This is a genomic window from Pyrobaculum neutrophilum V24Sta (assembly GCF_000019805.1).
GTDB classification, from domain to species: Archaea; Thermoproteota; Thermoprotei; order Thermoproteales; family Thermoproteaceae; genus Pyrobaculum; species Pyrobaculum neutrophilum.
Genome location: NC_010525.1, coordinates 701,332 through 717,756, shown reverse-complemented (window position 1 = coordinate 717,756; position 16,425 = coordinate 701,332). Strand labels below are relative to the sequence as shown.

General features: G+C 62.4%; 17 protein-coding genes. 11 read left to right on the top strand and 6 right to left on the bottom strand.

Going from position 1 to position 16,425, the window contains the following annotated elements; all coding sequences use genetic code 11:
* Positions 1-138 precede the first annotated feature (138 nt).
* Positions 139-957, top strand: a complete 819-nt coding sequence (locus TNEU_RS04000; RefSeq protein ID WP_012350157.1) for an FAD binding domain-containing protein — start codon at positions 139-141, stop codon at positions 955-957.
* Entirely contained in the window at positions 954-1,397 is a 444-nt protein-coding gene (locus TNEU_RS03995; RefSeq protein ID WP_012350156.1) for a (2Fe-2S)-binding protein, read from the top strand. The genes TNEU_RS04000 and TNEU_RS03995 overlap by 4 nt, the downstream gene beginning before the upstream one ends.
* On the opposite strand, the gene TNEU_RS03990 is transcribed toward TNEU_RS03995, so the two are convergent.
* Entirely contained in the window at positions 1,394-2,383 is a 990-nt protein-coding gene (locus TNEU_RS03990; RefSeq protein WP_148682330.1) for an ATP-binding protein, read from the bottom strand. The genes TNEU_RS03995 and TNEU_RS03990 overlap by 4 nt on opposite strands.
* 55 nt (positions 2,384-2,438) lie before the next feature.
* On the opposite strand from TNEU_RS03990, the gene cutA reads away from it, so the two are divergent.
* The 3 genes from cutA (at position 2,439) to TNEU_RS03975 (ending at position 5,790) form a co-directional block, all read left to right on the top strand.
* Positions 2,439-4,613 carry a glyceraldehyde dehydrogenase subunit alpha gene (cutA, locus tag TNEU_RS03985; RefSeq protein WP_012350154.1) on the top strand — a complete coding sequence of 725 codons (2,175 nt, stop codon included), beginning with the start codon at positions 2,439-2,441 and terminating at the stop codon, positions 4,611-4,613.
* A 220-nt stretch (positions 4,614-4,833) separates the two neighbouring features.
* Positions 4,834-5,121: a hypothetical protein gene (locus tag TNEU_RS03980; protein WP_012350153.1), complete on the top strand. Its 288-nt coding sequence runs from the start codon at positions 4,834-4,836 to the stop codon at positions 5,119-5,121.
* A gap of 45 nt (positions 5,122-5,166) precedes the next feature.
* Positions 5,167-5,790: a nucleotidyltransferase family protein gene (locus TNEU_RS03975; RefSeq protein ID WP_012350152.1), complete on the top strand. Its 624-nt coding sequence runs from the start codon at positions 5,167-5,169 to the stop codon at positions 5,788-5,790.
* Here TNEU_RS03975 and aroF read toward each other — a convergent pair.
* Both aroF and TNEU_RS03965 read right to left on the bottom strand, forming a co-directional pair.
* Positions 5,756-6,742: a 3-deoxy-7-phosphoheptulonate synthase gene (gene aroF / locus TNEU_RS03970; protein WP_012350151.1), complete on the bottom strand. Its 987-nt coding sequence runs from the start codon at positions 6,740-6,742 to the stop codon at positions 5,756-5,758. The genes TNEU_RS03975 and aroF overlap by 35 nt on opposite strands.
* Positions 6,743-6,851: 109 nt before the next feature.
* Positions 6,852-7,811 (bottom strand): tyrosine--tRNA ligase, encoded by a 960-nt coding sequence (locus TNEU_RS03965; RefSeq protein WP_012350150.1) that lies wholly within the window; start codon positions 7,809-7,811, stop codon positions 6,852-6,854.
* 121 nt (positions 7,812-7,932) lie between these two features.
* On the opposite strand from TNEU_RS03965, the gene TNEU_RS03960 reads away from it, so the two are divergent.
* From TNEU_RS03960 to TNEU_RS03940, 5 genes are all read left to right on the top strand, one after another.
* Positions 7,933-8,736, top strand: coding sequence for a transketolase (locus TNEU_RS03960; protein WP_012350149.1), 804 nt, complete (start codon positions 7,933-7,935; stop codon positions 8,734-8,736).
* Entirely contained in the window at positions 8,730-9,674 is a 945-nt protein-coding gene (locus TNEU_RS03955) for a transketolase family protein (RefSeq protein ID WP_012350148.1), read from the top strand. The genes TNEU_RS03960 and TNEU_RS03955 overlap by 7 nt, the downstream gene beginning before the upstream one ends.
* A complete protein-coding gene (locus TNEU_RS03950) occupies positions 9,671-10,702 on the top strand; it encodes a 3-dehydroquinate synthase (protein ID WP_012350147.1) in 1,032 nt (343 codons plus the stop codon). The genes TNEU_RS03955 and TNEU_RS03950 overlap by 4 nt, the downstream gene beginning before the upstream one ends.
* Positions 10,680-11,879 carry a 3-phosphoshikimate 1-carboxyvinyltransferase gene (locus tag TNEU_RS03945; RefSeq protein ID WP_012350146.1) on the top strand — a complete coding sequence of 400 codons (1,200 nt, stop codon included), beginning with the start codon at positions 10,680-10,682 and terminating at the stop codon, positions 11,877-11,879. The genes TNEU_RS03950 and TNEU_RS03945 overlap by 23 nt, the downstream gene beginning before the upstream one ends.
* Positions 11,880-11,943: 64 nt before the next feature.
* Positions 11,944-12,870 (top strand): NAD-dependent epimerase/dehydratase family protein, encoded by a 927-nt coding sequence (locus TNEU_RS03940; protein WP_012350145.1) that lies wholly within the window; start codon positions 11,944-11,946, stop codon positions 12,868-12,870.
* Between the two features lie 239 nt (positions 12,871-13,109).
* Here TNEU_RS03940 and TNEU_RS03935 read toward each other — a convergent pair whose 3' ends face one another.
* Together TNEU_RS03935 and TNEU_RS03930 are read right to left on the bottom strand one after the other, a co-directional pair.
* Positions 13,110-14,105, bottom strand: a complete 996-nt coding sequence (locus tag TNEU_RS03935) for an alcohol dehydrogenase catalytic domain-containing protein (protein WP_012350144.1) — start codon at positions 14,103-14,105, stop codon at positions 13,110-13,112.
* Positions 14,106-15,221, bottom strand: coding sequence for a PhoH family protein (locus TNEU_RS03930; protein WP_012350143.1), 1,116 nt, complete (start codon positions 15,219-15,221; stop codon positions 14,106-14,108).
* A 77-nt stretch (positions 15,222-15,298) separates the two neighbouring features.
* On the opposite strand from TNEU_RS03930, the gene TNEU_RS03925 reads away from it, so the two are divergent.
* Positions 15,299-15,718 carry an NUDIX hydrolase gene (locus tag TNEU_RS03925; RefSeq protein ID WP_012350142.1) on the top strand — a complete coding sequence of 140 codons (420 nt, stop codon included), beginning with the start codon at positions 15,299-15,301 and terminating at the stop codon, positions 15,716-15,718.
* On the opposite strand, the gene TNEU_RS03920 is transcribed toward TNEU_RS03925, so the two are convergent.
* On the bottom strand, positions 15,688-16,404 hold the full coding sequence (locus TNEU_RS03920; protein WP_148682329.1) for a pyrroline-5-carboxylate reductase family protein: 717 nt from the start codon (positions 16,402-16,404) through the stop codon (positions 15,688-15,690). The two genes, TNEU_RS03925 and TNEU_RS03920, sit on opposite strands and share 31 nt — an antisense overlap.
* Positions 16,405-16,425: the final 21 nt, after the last annotated feature.

Below are 16,425 nucleotides of genomic sequence, written 5' to 3'. Positions count from 1 at the left end.
TCAGCCCACTGGGCAACCCACTACGCCGCGCTCCCGCCCTAAGACCGTCGATATTACATAGCTGGAGGGGCGGCCGGCGTCTCGGGGCGTGGGCGCCGGGGCTGTCTTTATTTAAAAACGGGGACCTACTCTTCGGCCATGTACCCGCCTGCTTTCGAGTACCTGCGGGCTGGCTCTCTCTCCGAGGCCGTAGAGGTCCTCTCGCGGAGGGAGGACTCGGCGCCTCTTGCGGGAGGCCAGAGCTTGATCCCTCTGCTTAAGTTGCGCCTCGTTCGCTACGGCCTCTTGGTTGACATAGGTGGGATCCCGGAGCTCCGCTACGTCAGATATGGAGACGTGGTGGAGGTGGGGGCTCTGACGCGGCACTTCGAGCTTGAGGATTCTCCATGTCCCTTTCTGCGGCAGGTGGCGTCGCGGATAGGCGACCCCCAGGTGAGATCCCTGGGCACGGTGGGGGGCTCCCTCGCCCACGCCGACCCGCTGGGCGATTGGCCCGCCGCGCTACTGGCGCTCGGCGCGGTGGTTAAGGTGGTGGGGCCCGGCGGCGTTAGAGAGATCGACGCCGACGGCTTCATCCGGGGGCCTTACTCCACCGCGCTGGAGAGGGGGGAGCTGGTGGCGGGGGTCAGATTTAGGTGCCCCCAGAGGGGGTCTTACGTCAAGTTCTCCAGGCGGCACAACGACTTCGCCCTGGCGGCGGCCGCGGTCGTCGCCGAGGTGGAGGAGGGCCATGTGGTGTGGGCCCGCGTGGCGGCCCTAGGCGCTGGGGATAGGCCGGTGAGGCTTAGGAAGGTGGAGGCGCTCCTGGCGGGGTCGCCCCTGGGCAGAGACGTCATCGCGGCGGCGGGCGAGGCGGCGGCTAAGGAGGCCGACCCCCCGTCGGACTTCCGCGCCTCTGCGGAATATAGGAGGGCTCTCCTAAGCGTGGCCGTGAGAAGGGCTTTGGAGAGGCTATGAGGGTGAGGCTGAGGGTAAACGGCGTTTGGCATGAGGTTGATGTGGAGCCGAGGGCTCTGCTTGTGCACGTCCTTAGAGACCTCGGCTACAGGTCTGTACGCGTGGGGTGCGACACGGCCACATGCGGCGCGTGCACAGTGTTGATGAACGGGAGGCCGGTCAAGAGCTGCAACGTGCTGGCCGTGCAGGCAGACGGAGCGGAGATATACACGGCCGAGTACAGCGACGAGGTCATGGAGAGGCTCAGAGAGGCGTTTAAGAGGAAACACGCAGCGCAATGCGGCTTCTGCACCTCCGGCATGCTTCTCACAGCCTATTACCTCGTCAAGAGGGGCGCCAAAACCGCTGAAGAGATAGCGGAGGGTCTCGCGGGGGTGCTCTGTAGATGCACAGGCTACCAAAACATAGTAGAGGCCGTAAAAGAGGTGGCAAACTCCTAAAGCGCTTTTGCCACCGCGTCTTTAAGCGCCGGCCAGTGCCAGGCGTAGCGTTCGCCGACGCCGAGCGCGGGATCCCTCGGCGGCTTCCCACCGGCGATTGTCCTCTTTATTTCCAACACCTTGTTGTACCTGTAGAGTAGCCTTTCCAGCCTCTCGGCCCCCGGCTGGTCGAGGACGTCCGGGTCTTCCACCGCCCGCTTGAGCAATTCAACAACGCCGAGCTTGGCCGCCTCTTTCACCATTTTATTTATATTTTCTCTTTCTATCAACTCCTCCTCATACCTCTCCACGTCCCAGCCCACCCTCTTCAAGTCGCCTGCGCATCTTGGGTTTCCTCCGCATGTCCGCCAGAGCGTCTCGAAATCTATAGGCGGGTTGAGGGCGTCGTAGAGCTCTCTAAACTCCTCCCGCGCCAGATTCCAAACCATATACGGATCGGCGTAGCCCCTCGGAAGTATCCTCTCAACGGCGGCATACTCAGACGTTATGAGGACGACGTTGTATATCTTGTTTTTCAGCTCTTTTACCCTAAGCGTTGGGTGTTCCATCCTGTCCATGAAGTATTTGACCCAGCCGACTGGGTCGTCCCCATAGGCGTGGTGGAACTCGTCCACTACGAGGAGCACCTTCTCCACGTTGCGCAGGGAGAGGCGCTTCAGTATCTCTAGTATTGCGGTTGTGGTGAACTTGGCCGCGACCTCCCCCGCCGGCCTGCCGGCGAACTGGGCCGCCAGAGCCTTCGCCACCTCGCCCAGTATGTCAACGGCGTTTGTGACGAGGGCGTCGTCCCACCTCTCAGCCCTAGTGTTTACGTAGAGAACCAGCGCATCGCCGAAGAGCTCCTCCGCCTTCTCCGCGACCTTCTGCGCCAGCGTCGTCTTGCCGCAGCCGAGAGGGCCGTAGAGGAGGAAGGGGTAGGTATGTTGCACCCCCATAACCTCCCTAAACCACCCAAGCTCCCGGACACGGCCGACGAAGATATCCACGTGGCTGTGCACATCCGCTTTATTAACGTTTATAACTGGGGCGTTAGATGCGCGTGTGGGGTTTGTTGGCAAGCCGCTTCCCAGGTTTGAAGACGACGTGATTCTTAGGGGGAAGGCGCGGTATGTGGACGACGTCGATCTTCCTGGCATGTTGTATGCGGGTTTTGTCAGGTCTCCCTATGCCCACGCGAGGGTTTTGAAGGTGGATTTGTCGGACGTAGCTGGACATCCCGGCGTTGTGGCTGTCTTCGGCCCCGGCGGCGGCTTTGACTTCGCGCCTGGGGGGAAGGTGAGGTATCAGGGGGAGGCCGTGGCGATGGTGGTGGCGCGAGACCGCTACGTTCTCTACGACGCGTTGGAGAAGGCGTCGGTTGACTACGAGCCTCTGCCTGCCGTGGTGGACGTGTACGAGGCGTTGAAGCCAGGCGCGCCGCTTGTAGACGAGAGCCTTGGATCCAACGTGGTGTATGAGAGGGTGTACACCGGCGGCGATGTGGAGAGGGCCTTCCGCGAGGCCGACGTGGTTGTGGAGGGGAGGTTCTCGATACAGCGGCTCGTGCCCTCTGCCATGGAGACGCGGGGGGTCGTTGCCTCATACGACGGGGAGACCCTCACGGTGTGGAGCTCCACCCAGGTGCCCTTCGACATTAGGAAGGAGGTGGCCAAAGCCCTCGGCTTGCCTCTGGCTAAGGTCAGGGTGATACAGCCCCACGTCGGGGGGGCCTTCGGGTCTAAGCTCCTTGTGTATCCGGAGGAGCTGTGGGTGGCGAGGGCTGCCTACGTCCTCAGAGCGCCTGTGAAGTGGGTGGCCACGAGGACGGAGGACTTTAGAGCTACCACACACGGCCGGGGGCTCGTCCTCGAATATAGAGCGGGGGCGAGGCGGGACGGGCGGATACTGGCGGTGGAGGGGGTTGTGTACGAAGACGCCGGGGCCTACTACTGGGGGGAGGGCTTGGCGGACACCGCCGCCAGGATGCTCCCGGGTCCCTACGACATACGGCACGGCAGAGTGAAGGCCGTGGCGGTTCTGACGAACAAGACGCCGCTCAGCGCCTACAGGGGGGCCGGGAGGCCGGAGGCCACCCTCTTTATCGAGCGTATAGTTGACCACGTCGCGGACGAGCTGGGGATAGACAGGGTGGAGATCAGGAGGAGGAACCTAGTCCGGCAGCTCCCCTACACAAACGTCTTCGGCATCACCTACGACACAGGGGATTACCCGGCCACCTTCGAGAGGGGGCTGGAGAGGCTGGGCTACCACCAGCTCAGGAAGTGGGCTGAGGAGGAGGCGCGGAGGGGCAGGTTGCTGGGGGTTGGGCTGTCGGTATATGTCGAAATCACCACCTTCGGCTACGAGACGGCGATCTTGAGGGCCGAGGAAGACGGCAGTTTTACGCTCTACACCGCGTTGACGCCGCACGGCCAAGGCCTCGCCACCGCCCTCGCCCAGGTGGTAGCCGACGAGCTTGAGGTGTCTCCGGAGGCTGTGAAGGTGTACTGGGGAGACACCGCGTACATAGGCGATGGGATCGGAACGATGGGCAGCCGCTCGATTACAGCGGGCGGCTCCGCCGCTATCCAGGCGGCTAGGAAGCTGAAGGCCGAGCTGGCCAAGGCGGCGGAGAAGCTACTGGGCTGCAGGCCGGAGTACGGCGGCGGCAAGTTCCGCTGCGGCGGCAGGGAGATCTCCATCGGCGATGTGGTTAAGGCCGTCTACAGAGGGAAGGCCGAGGCTCAGCTGACCGTGGAGTCTATCTACCACGCGGAGCCCACCTTCCCCTTCGGCGTCCACGTCGCCGTGGTGGAGCTCGACCCCGAGACCGGCTTCGTGAAGCCCATCCTCTACAGGTCGTACGACGACGTCGGCGTCGTCGTCAACCCGCTCCTAGCCGCGGGGCAGGTAATGGGCGGCGCTCTCCAGGGCATCGCCCAAGCCCTATACGAGGAGGTCGTCTACGACGGCGATGGAAACCTCGTCACGTCGAATCTGGCGTTCTACCACGTGCCCACAGCCGCCGAGGCGCCCCGTTTCGAGGTGCACTTCGCCGAGGAGCCCCACCCCTCTAAACACCCCACAGGGACAAAAGGCATAGGGGAAGCCGCCACGATCGCTTCCACGCCGGCTGTGGTGGCGGCTGTGGAAGACGCCATACGCAGGGTCAAGCCTGGGGTTAGGATATCTAAGACCCCCGTGTCGCCCGAGGACATCTGGAGGATGTTGAGGTAAGGGAAGCCCTTACAACAGAAAGCCCCGCCCTAGAGGGCGGGGAGCGTGGTGGTCATTCCACCGATGGAGATCTGAATTAAGCCCTCCCCGGGGGAGACCGGGCGCCTCGTAGATGGCCTCTCTTTAATACGGGCGTCGATGGACAGCCCTACAAGTGTGTTTAATCGATGAATATGATGTGGGAAAGAGCTCGATAGGGGCTGGGCTTGCCTGCACATCTATGGCTGTTTCTGTAATGGTGGCAGTCGGCGGCGTTTATATGAAGACGGGCTCCGTTGGCATAGCGCTTTACGCCGGCGCCTTCTTAGGCTGGGCTGTATACACGTTGGCGCTTGTCTTGGGCTTCCTTCCGGTGGTTGGGCCAATCCTCTTCTGGCTTACATCAGACTGGATCTTTTCATTTGTAGGCGTTGAGCCGCTACCGCTGTTGAAGATCTTCGGCCTCGTGGAGAGCATAGCCGTAAACGCCATAGTCGCCTTTCTCATCTATGCTCTGAAGCAACGTTGACGATAAACGCCGTAAGCTATTTTTCCCACCTGACGTGTCTAACCCGTGGAGTTAAAAGGCGATAGCTATCGTCGGCATCTACGGCTTGAGCCGCAGAGGTGCGTAGCGGCGTTGCTCGCGGCGGGCAGCTCCACGCGCTTCGGAGGCGACAAGCTTCTCCACATATGGCGCGGGCGGCCTCTTGTGTGGTGGGCCGCCGAGTCGCTCAGGAGAGCAGGCCTTGAGATATACATCGTGGTAAACAGGAGGGAGGTCGCTGAGGCGGCCGGCGGCGTCGACGGCGTTGTGTATAACCCCTGGTGGCGGTTTGGCCTATCTACGAGCGTGAAGTCGGCTCTCGCTGCGCTTTACGACAGACCCTGCATCTTGTGGGCCCTCGGCGATATGCCCTGCGTGAGGCCGGAGACGCACCTCAAAATAGCCGGGGGATGCGGCGCCGGCTTGGCCGTGCCTACGTACGGCGGCCGCAGAGGGAATCCCGTGGCGTCTTGTAGAGACGTCTACCCGCTCGCGATGGGTCTTACCGGCGATGTGGGCCTCCGCGCTTTAATAAACGCCGTCTCGACGAAATATATCCCAGTGGACGACCCAGGGGTATTGATCGACGTGGACAGCCCAGGAGAGCTGGAGAGCCTTAGCTCTTGCCTAGAGCCCTCGCCACTTCTCTAGCCTTTTGTACAAGCTCTCTGAACTGGTCGAAGGTGAGCTGTTGTTTTGCGTCGCTCCACGCCCTATCGGGGTCGGGGTGCACCTCCACGATTAGGCCGTCTGCCCCAGCCGCTAATATGGCGAGGGCCAGCGGTATGACATATCTCCTGTCTCCAGCCGGGTGGCTGGGGTCGCCTATCACTGGCAGGTGGGTGTGTTGTTTGGCGTAGGCTATCGCGCCTACGTCGAGCGTAAACCTAAGGGTTTTGTCGAAGGTTCTGATGCCCCTCTCCACTAGGATAATGCCGCCGTTGCCGTGGAGAGCCACGTACTCAGCCGCCAGCAGCCACTCCTCTATGGTGTTTCCAAAGCCTCTCTTGAGGAGCACCGGCTTGCCCGCCCGGCCGAGCTTCTTAAGAAGGGTGAAGTTCTGCATGTTCCTAGCCCCCACCTGTATCGCGTCTGCGTATTTAACCACCAGCGGCATGTCCTCCGGGTCCATAAGCTCCGTGACGGCGGGGAGGCCCGTCTCCTCCCTGGCCTTGGCCAACAGCTTCAGCCCCTCCTCCCCTAGGCCTTGGAATGTGTAGGGGCTTGTCCTCGGCTTGAAGGCGCCGCCCCTCAACGCGTCCGCCCCAGCCTCTTTTACAAACCTCGCAGTCTTCATGATCTGGTCCTCGGTCTCCACCGAGCAGGGGCCGGCTATTATGAAGATCTTCCCCTCCCTCACCTCCCTACCTCCGATGTAGACAGGCGTGGGGTCCCTCTTCCACTCCCTGGAGACCAGTTGGCCGTCTGTCCTAAGCTCTATGGCTGCTTTGACGGGGGTTTTCAGATCCTGGAGCTTGGCGTTCGGCGGCGTAGCCACTATATAGTGCCCCCACAGCTCTACATACCACGCCGGCACTCCCCTAGCCTCGATCTCCTCCTTTAGGGACTTTCCCTGTTGAGGACCCCCAACTATATACAGCATGGCAGACCTATAGACCCGGGATATTAATTTGAGGGGTCCGCTACGGCGCCGGCCAGGAGCGCTCGACGCGGAACCCCAAAGGGGGTTGGAGGCGAGTTCGTGGGTGGGGCTAGCTTCTGGGGGCCCCCAACCTCGTGAGCATAGCCGCCAGCGCCGCCGCCACCGCCTCTTTCAACGCCTGTGGAGATACAGCCCCCTCTCTGTAGTCCTTCCCCAGCGCCTCGGCGTCTTCGTAGCGCCGTCCGCCTACCTCCAGCGGTCCGCCGTAGGGTATGAGGAGGTACGCCGCTATTTCAAACACCGGGTTGAACTTCGTCTCTCTGGGGGGGCAGTAGGCCGCCCAGATCTTCCTTCTGACCTCCTCCTCGGCGTCTGTGACCAGTATGGCGCTTTGGGGCTTCGACTTGCTCATCTTGTACATGGCGTACACCTCGTCTAGCTCTCTGTGGGTGCCCTCCATCCTGCCGGTGCCGGAGAGCGAGGTTATAATCGGTGTGTGTATAGCGACGGGCTTCTTGAAGCCGAGCCTCTCGGCGACGTCGCGCGCCAGCATGTGGGCCCGCCTCTGGTCCATGCCCCCCACGGCCACGTCTACGCCCAGGTAGAATATGTCGGCCACCTGCATTATCGGGTAGAGGAGCTTCGAGAAGTCGAGCTCCACCTCCTCCGTGCGCCTCCCCATGACCGGGGTGGCCCTCCTCACCCGCGCCAGCGAGGTCTCCTTGGCCGTCTTCACCACAAGCTCCCAGTAGCGGGGGTCCTTCGCGATCTCGTCTCCATATACGTACTTGAACTTGCCGATTTTGTCCAACACCGCCTTTACCTTTTCGCCGTGGCTACGGAGCTCCTCCAGAGACCCCTTGTCGTTTATCCAGGCGTGCCACGTGGCGACGAGCACAACGACGTCGAACCCGGCCTCCCTCAGCTCCGCCAGCTTGTGGGCCCAGACGAGCCAACCCACGTGTATAGGCCACAGAGGCTCGAACCCGAGGTACGCCACGCCGCCTCGCAAGTTCAAGAACTCCTCCTTAGTCACCACCTCCTCCACGTTTCTCAAGAGGTGCTCCATAGGGTCAATAAACCAGCTATATATAACGTTCCACGCATATCGACGCCTCCCCGGCGGCTGTAAAGGTTTAAATATCGCGGCTTTCGCTTCATGTTATGTCACAGGGGTATTTGCTGTCGGGGTGGAGAGGAGCCGCCCCGAACTAAACGGCCTTATCTGTAAAGCTAGGAGATACATCGTGTTGATGGCCGGCTACGACCCGGGGATGCACCTCGGCTCATCTCTCTCCGTCGTGGAGATAGCGGCTGCGCTGTATGGGACAGGTCGGGTGAAGTTCAACGTGGCTAACGGCACGCGGGATAGGAACTACTTCGTGCTTTCTAAGGGCCACGCGGTACATGCGATATATGCGCTGGCGGCGGCGATGGGGTATTTGAGCATAGATGAGCTCAGGGAGACGGGTAGCCTCGGTAGCCGCCTCCAGAACCACCCAGAGGTGGACACCCCCTTCGTGGACGTGCCGAACTCCGGCTCGCTTGGGCAGGGCATAAGCATAGCCGTGGGCCTCGCCTTGGGCCTCCGGCTGAGGGGTGAGCCGGGCAGGGTGTACCTCGTAACCGGAGACGGCGAGCTTGACGAGGGCCAGAGCTGGGAGTCCTTCGCCGTGGCGGCGCACTACGGCTTGAACAACCTGGTGACGATAGTGGATCTAAACGGCGTTCAGCTGGATGGACACAGCGAGGAGGTGCTACGCAAGGGGGATCTAGCCGCTAGGTTTAGATCCCTCGGCTTCGAGGTGTTTGAGGTCGACGGACACGACGTTGGGCAGATAATCGAGGCGCTTGAGAAGGCCGAGAGGAGCGCGAAGCCCCCCGTCATAATAGCCAAGACCGTCAGGGGGAGGGGGGTTCCGCCGATAGAGGACACAGCTAAGCAGAGGCTTTCGAGAGACGACGCCCTCAAATACGCGGGGAACATATGCTAGACCTCGAGGGGCTGACGCCGAGGGAGGCGCTGGGCCGGGCGTTGGCAGATCTGGGGGATCTGAGAAAAGACGTGGTGGTCCTTGTGGCGGACACCGGCGAGACCACGCGGGCTAGGTTCTTCGCGGAGAGGTACCCAGAGCGGTTTTTCAACGTGGGCATCGCCGAGCAGGCCCTAGTCGGAATTGCGGCGGGGCTCGCCCTGGCGGGCTTCATGCCCTACGCCCTCACCTTCGCCGCCTTTATGGCGAGGGCTTGGGAGCAGGCCCGCAACTCTGTAGATCGGATGAACCTCCCCGTGAGGCTGGTGGGCACCCACGCTGGATTCGCCGACGCCTACGACGGCTCCTCCCACCAAATGCTGGAGGACATCGCCATCTTCAGAGTTCTCCCCAACTTCACCGTGTTGGTTCCCGCAGACTCCTGCGAGGTCTACAGGGCTGTCACCGCGTCAGCCGCCGTGAAGGGCCCCGTCTACGTCAGGGTTGGGAGAGATTTCCACATACCCACCACATGCGGCATGTACGACCGGTTCGAGGTGGGGAGGGCCTACGTGGCTGTGGAGGGCGGCGACGTGGCCATATTCACCACAGGGATCACGCTGCCCTTCGCGGTGGAGGCCGCCCAGCTACTGAAAGACAGAGGGATCTCCGCCGCCGTCGTCCACTTCCCCACCGTGAAGCCCTTGGACTACGCCGCCGTTGAGAAATACGCGTCGGCCACCGGCGCGGTTTTGACGGTTGAGGAGCACATGGTGCACGGAGGCTTCGGCTCAGCCGTCGCCGAGCACCTATCCCAGACCAAGCCCGCGAAGATGGCGATTATGGGTCTTAAGTCGTATGGGAGAACCGCGAAGAACCCCCAGGAGCTGTATCAGTACTACGGCCTCACCCCCGAAAACATAGCGGCGAGGGCGGAGGAGCTTGTGCGGCTGAGATGAGGAGGTTTTTCTACAGACACAGCAGGGGGGTCACCGAGGTGGTGGTGGGGAGCGGTCTGCAGTACGGCGACTACGTCGAGCGTCCCGTGGTTTTGGCGGAGGAGGGGCTTAGGCCCCCCATACCCGGCGCCCCCACCCTCGCGCTTAGGGGAGGCGAGGAGGTCAAAAGCCTTGAGGTTTTGACCAAGGTCTACGGCTTTTTGAAGGAGGTGGGGGCGGATAGATCCACCACGTTGGTGGCGGTCGGCGGGGGGGCTCTCCTGGATCTGGCGACCTTCGCCGCGGGGACCTACATGAGGGGCATCCGCCTCGTCCACATACCGACCACCCTCCTTGCCATGGTAGACGCAGCGCTGGGCGGCAAAGGCGCCGTCGACTGGGGCCCCGTCAAGAACCTAATCGGAGTGTTCTACCAGCCGGCGGCTATACTCTGCGATCTGTCTTGGCTTGGGACCCTCCCCGAGAGGGTCTACCGCTCGGCCTTCGCCGAGGTGGTGAAGTACGGCCTGGCGCTAGACGGGGATTTCTACAGCTGGGTGAGGGAAAACGCCAAGGCCCTCCTGGCCAGAGACGGGGGGGCTCTGGAGTACGCGGTGTACCGCTCCCTCCAGCTCAAGGCGGGTGTTGTGGAGGTGGACGAGTTCGAGGAGAGGGGCGTTAGGCAGGTTCTCAACGTGGGCCACACGGTGGGTCACGCCGTGGAGAGGGTGCTAGGGCTTCTACATGGGGAGGCGGTGGCCGTGGGGATGGTTGCGGAGCTCCGCCTCTCCAGCGAGCTGGGCTACCTCCGGGAGAGCCACGTGGCCGAGGCGGCTGAGGTCCTCAGCTCCCTCGGCTTGCCCACAAGCGTGAAGGCGACTGAGCAACAGCTGGCGGAGGCGGCGGCCCTCGTGAAGTTCGACAAGAAGAGACGCGGCGGCCACATCTACATCCCCCTGGTCGTTAGGCCGGGGAGGTGGATCCTGGAGAAGATAGCTGTGGAGGAGGTGGAGAAGGCCGTCAGGTATGTTCTGCGTCAGGGCGGGTAGGCTGGAGGGGAGGTTCGCCGCCCCGCCCTCCAAGCCCTACTCCCAGAGGCTCCTCCTCGCCTCTGCCCTAGCCGAGGGCGAAACGGTCATCAGGGGGGTGGAGTGGAGCGACGACTTCACCGCCATGTTTAGAGCCGTCCAGCCCCTGGCTAGGCTGTACTGCGAAGGCGGCGTGGTCAAGGCCTCCGGGAGGGAGCCGGACTTCTACAGGTCTTTTAACGTCATGGAGAGCGGCTTCACGCTACGGACGGCGGTGGCGGTATACGCAGGGGTGCCCGGGGTGACCTCCGTGTACTACGGAGGCACACTGAGGGGGAGGCCGATAGACGAGCTCGTGGAGGCCTTGAGGCGGTTGACCACGGTGGAGAAGACGGCAGGCGCCATCGTCGTGGAGGGGAGACGCCTGGGGGAGCTAGACGTCGAAATCCGCGCGGACGTGTCCTCGCAGTACATCTCTGGGCTTATGTACCTCGCCGCCCATGTGGGAAGAGGCGTCGTCCGGCCGGTGGGCGAGAGGAAGTCCTGGAGCTTTGTGGAGGCCACCGCCGAGGTCTTGAGGAAGTTCGGCGCCCGCGTGGAGCTGGGGGAGGCTATAGAGGTGGAAGGCCCGCTGAGGAGCCCCGGAGCCGTCGACGTCCCCAGCGACTTCAGCCTAGCGGCTTTTCTCGTGGTAGCCGGCGTCGCCACGGGAGGCCGCGTCGAGCTTCTAGGGACGCTCGCCGAGGTGGACAGGTGGGCAATCGACGTTTTTAGGCAGATGGGCGCCGATGTAACCGTAGACAACGGCGTCGTCAAAGCCAGCGGCGCCTTCACAAAAGGCGTAGATGTGGACCTCGGAAGAAACCCAGACCTCGTCATGCCGGTGGCTCTGGCGGCCGCCACGGTTGAAGCGGAGAGCGTCATCAGGGGGGTGGAGCACCTCCGGTACAAAGAAAGCGACAGAGTTGCCACAGTCCTCGACGTTCTGAGGCGCCTCGGCGTAGAGGCGCGCTACGACAAAGGCGCCATATACATAAGGGGGCCTCCCACCAGGCGGGAAGTCGCCTTCCAGACACACGGGGACCACAGGATAGGCCTCATGGCCCTAGCCGCGGCGAAGATAGTGGGCGGATGCGTAGACGACCTCACGCCAGTAGCCAAGTCCTGGCCCTCGGCCGTCCTCTACTTCAAAGGGTGACCCCGCCCAAAGGGCGAGGTTTTTCACGAGAAGGCCACATATAAAACACGTACAACAGACAGACGTGAAGGTGTTGGTAACCGGCGGAGCCGGCTTCATCGGCAGCCACCTGGTGGATCGGCTTGTGGAGGAGGGCTATGAGGTCATCGTAGTGGACAACCTCTCCACCGGAAGGAGGGAGAACGTGAATCCACAGGCGTGGCTCCACGTGGCAGACCTCAAAGACCCGGACTGGGCCGTCGGCGTCTCCGCAGACGTCGTCTTCCACTTCGCCGCCAACCCCGAGGTTAGGGCGGAGCCCCGCGTCCATTTTGAGGAGAATGTGGTGGCTACGTTTAATGTGTTGGAGTGGGCTCGCGTCTCTGGCGTTAAGACGGTCGTGTTTGCCTCTTCTTCGACGGTGTATGGAGACGCCAGGGTTATGCCGACTCCGGAGGATTACCCGCTGGAGCCGGTTTCGGTCTACGGCGCGGCTAAGGCGGCTGGCGAGGTGATGTGCGCCACATACGCCAGGCTTTACGGCGTTAGGTGCCTGGCGCTGAGGTATGCCAACGTGGTGGGGCCGAGGCTGAGACACGGGGCGCTTTACGACTTCCTCATGAAGCTGAGGAAGAAGCCAGAGGAGCTGGAGGTTCTGGGAGACGGCACACAGAGGAAAAGCTACCTACACGTCGAAGAGGCTGTGGAGGCAACGCTGAGAGCCTGGAGAAAGTTCGAGGAGGTGGGGGAGCCGTACCTAGCGCTAAACGTCGGGAATGTAGATTCTCTAACGGTGTTGGATGTAGCTGGGTTGGTTGCCGAGGTGATGGGTGTGGCGCCGGTTATAAAGGCCGGTGGGGCGTCTTCTGACTGCAGAAGCTCGTATCTCTCCGTTGAGAAGATATCAAAGCTCGCCGGGTGGAGGCCGAGGCTCTCCAGCGCCGACAGCGTTAGAAGGGCCGTGAGGGAGCTGTTGGAGGAGCTGGAGAGCCGCCGCGGTTCATCACTATGACCCCCGTAAACGGCGGGCTTCCCAACATCCCGGCGACCGTCGCCAACTCCCGGCCAGGCGAGCTCGGCACAGGCTAATGCGACCTGGCGCCGATTAGATAAGCGCTGAGGCCTCCCGCCAGAAGCCGGGGATTTATTTAATAGCTCAAGCTTCGCTGGCTGGCATGTGGTTAGATACGGCGGTTGCCGTGGCTCTGCTCGTGGGCGTCGTCGTGTATACCTGGCTGAGGCGGAGAGGCGCTAGATGTCGATCTTGACCACCCTCCTGCCTATGTGTGTGGCGTTTGGGGTCTCGGCGATGAGCTTGGGTAGCTCCGAGAAGCTGTGTACCGTGTACACCGGCTTTACGGCGCCGGAGGCGAGGAGCCTCAACGCCTCCTCTAGGTCCCTCCTACCTCCCTGGATCACTGGCAGTATCTCCACCTCCTTCAGTATGAGGAGGCCCAGTGGGAGGGGCGCCGGCTGGGGGTCGACGTTCCCAATCAAGGCCACGCGGGCGCCCCAGTTGAGGGATCTCACGGTCTGCTCCAGGGTAGGCCCCCCGACGGCTTCCACCGCGCCGTCTGCGCCCCCTAGCTTCTTCACCTCTTCTGAGAAGGCCTTCTCGGAGATTACGTAGTCGGCGTATTTGCCCACGGCCTCCGCCTTGCTGGGGCTCGTCACGGCTATGACCTTCGCCCCGTAGGCCTTGGCTATCTGAACCGCGTGGATCCCCACGCCGCCGCCCGCCCCGGTCACCAGCACCCGCATGCCTGGCGCCACGCCGATTTTTCTAACGCCCCTCACGACTGTGGAGAGGACGCAGGCGGCGAAGGAGGCAGCCTCCAGGGGCACCCCCGGCGGTATTTTCACAAGGGATTTCCTGTCCACCGATATGTACTCGGCGAAGGCGCCGTGGAGGTCCTCGCCGTATATCCTCCTACTTCGGCAGAGGTACTCCCTACCGGATCTGCAGTTTTCACAGACGCCGCAGTACTCATACATCATGCCGGCCACGGCGTCCCCCGGCTTAAACTCCGCCACGCCCTCCCCCACCTCCTCCACCACGCCGGCGAATTCGTGGCCTGGAACCACCGGCAACCTAGCCCTCTGGAGGCCGCGCCACGTGAGGAAGTCCCTGTAGCAGACGCCGGCCGCCGCCACCTTCACGACAACTCTGCCGGGGGCAGCCCTCGGCTTCTCCAGCTCCACAAGGGCGGGGGGCTCTCCGAACTTCCCCAGGAGGTACCCCCGCATCTACTCCTCCGCCTCCACCGCCCTAACGCCTATGCCGAGCAACTTCCTGAAAACCCTGTCTATTAGCCTTATATAGGCGCCCCTCTGGCCTATGAAGGCGCCGAACTCGCTTTTTCTCACCTGCACCATGAGCTCCGGCCCCGCGAAGTCGGCGTCTACTATGTGCTTCGAGATCCACCCCACCGGGTGGACGGCCCTCACCCACTGCTTGAAGTCGAGGGACATCTCGAGCAGACGTAGCCGCGCCCCCACCTCCCCCTCTATGGTCTTGACGCGCTCGCCGCCTTTCCCCACCACCCTCCCCAGCTGGCCCTCCTTGACCACGACTATTGCGTCTGGGACGTTCTCCCCCCTTATCCCCAGCGAGTCCTTATCCGTCCTGAACTCCACGGCGGTTATTATGTCGGCGTCGGGGGCAAAAATCCTCGCGGTCTCGTATATGTACCTCTCCACCTCGGACAGCTGCCTCTTCCTCATCCTAAGCTCGAGGGCGAGCTTTATCCCCCTCCTCGCGCCCGGCCTCACGATGTCTTTAACCCCCAGATCCACCACCTCGGCCTTCTCCTCCCCCAACAGAGCCTCCCTCAGGAGGGTCGCTCCGTCTTTCTCCACGTCGGAGGGCCTTTGGAAGATGGGGTCCCCCGCCACGATAAGTCTGCTACCCCTCCCCAGCCTTATCAACATCTCGGCGGCGCTCTCGGGGCGCACGTTCTGCGCATCGTCTAGAAATATCACGCTGTCGTCGAAGGTCCTCCCCCTGAGGTAGGACACGTCGGTTACGATAACCCGCTCCTCCTTCAGAAGCCTCTCTATGTATTCCCTCTCGGCGTAGGGCCCCAGTATGTCCTCAAGGTACGCGGCAGCTATTCGGTAGTACATCTCGCCTAGCCTCTCCGGCGTAAGCACCTCGCCGGTCGCCACGTCTACGATCGGCCTAGCGATTATGAACCTCTTCGCCTTCCCGCTCTCCACCGCCCAGATCCCGTAGGCGATGCTCAGAAGAGATTTGCCGGTGCCGGTGGGGCCGAAGAGGCCTATAAGCTCGTTGTCGGGGTCCTTCAGCACGTTCACAGCCCTCTCCTGGCCAATAGTCATAGGCTTAAGCTTGTCAAACATGGCTGAGGTGTAGAGAATCCCTTATAAAGATTTGGCCAAGCGAGGCCACATTTATAAAGACGCAGGCGCCGCCGGCTGTGGAGCGCCCCGTCGTAGCGGTGGCCGCGGCCGCGGTTAGAGGCGGCGAGATCCTCCTGATAAAGAGGAAGTACCCGCCCAGCGCCGGCAAGTGGAGCCTCCCGGGGGGACACGTGGAGTTGGGGGAGAAGCTCGAGGAGGCCGTCCTCCGGGAGCTCAAGGAGGAGACTGGTCTAGAGGGCGTGGTGAAGCGCTTCCTAAAGCCCGTGGAGTACATCGAGCGGGAGGGAGGACGCGTCAAGTACCACTTCGTCATCCTGGTGTATCTAGTCGAGGTAGCCGACGGCGCGCAGCCCAAGGCTTCAGACGACGCAGAGGACGCCGCCTTCGTGCCAGTGGAAAAGGCGCTGGAGATGGATCTCACGAAAACCACAAGGGAGGTTATAGACTACCTCCTCATCTCTAGGATCCTCCTGTAGGCCTCCTCCACGGCTCTGCCCAGCTGAGCCTCGGCTGGGTAAAGCTCGAGCAACGCCTTTATCGTAGTGCCGCCGGGGGTCGCCACGTACTGCGCCAGCTTCTCCAGGGTGAACCTCTCGTCGAGGTGGGGGAGGGAGGCCATGAGAGATAGGACCACCTCCCTGGAGAGGTCCCAGGGGATGCCGATGTTTACGCCGGCTCTCACGAGGGCAAGCGCGAGCTCAGCCACGATGGCCGGCCCCGAGCCCAGCAACACGGTGAGGGGGTCTATGAGGCGCTCCTCCACCCAGAAGGTGGGCGCTATCCGGGAGAGCACGGAGTTTACCTCCTCGTCGTAGGGGCCAGCCACGGCGATGGCCGTAAGACCAACGTTGGTCATAGCCCTGTAGGGCCGGGAGGAGAGCCTCCTCAGGGCCTCCGTCGACGCGCCAGCCACGAAGGAGACGAGCGGCTTATCCACATGGAAGTCAAGCTCCGGGAGATTAGCCGGCTTCACGGCGAGGAGGAGGAGGTCGCTGCCCTCCACCACGGGCCTGTTGTCAGTATACGCCTCTAGGCCAAGGGCAGAGAGCCTCTGCCTAGACCTCTCCGTTTTTACCGACGCGATTACCCTCACCCCGTCTCCCCTTAGGCGCAGCGCCAGCTGGCTACCCAACTTGCCGGCGCCCACTACCCCAACCGTCAGCTGGGGGACGCATATGGATGG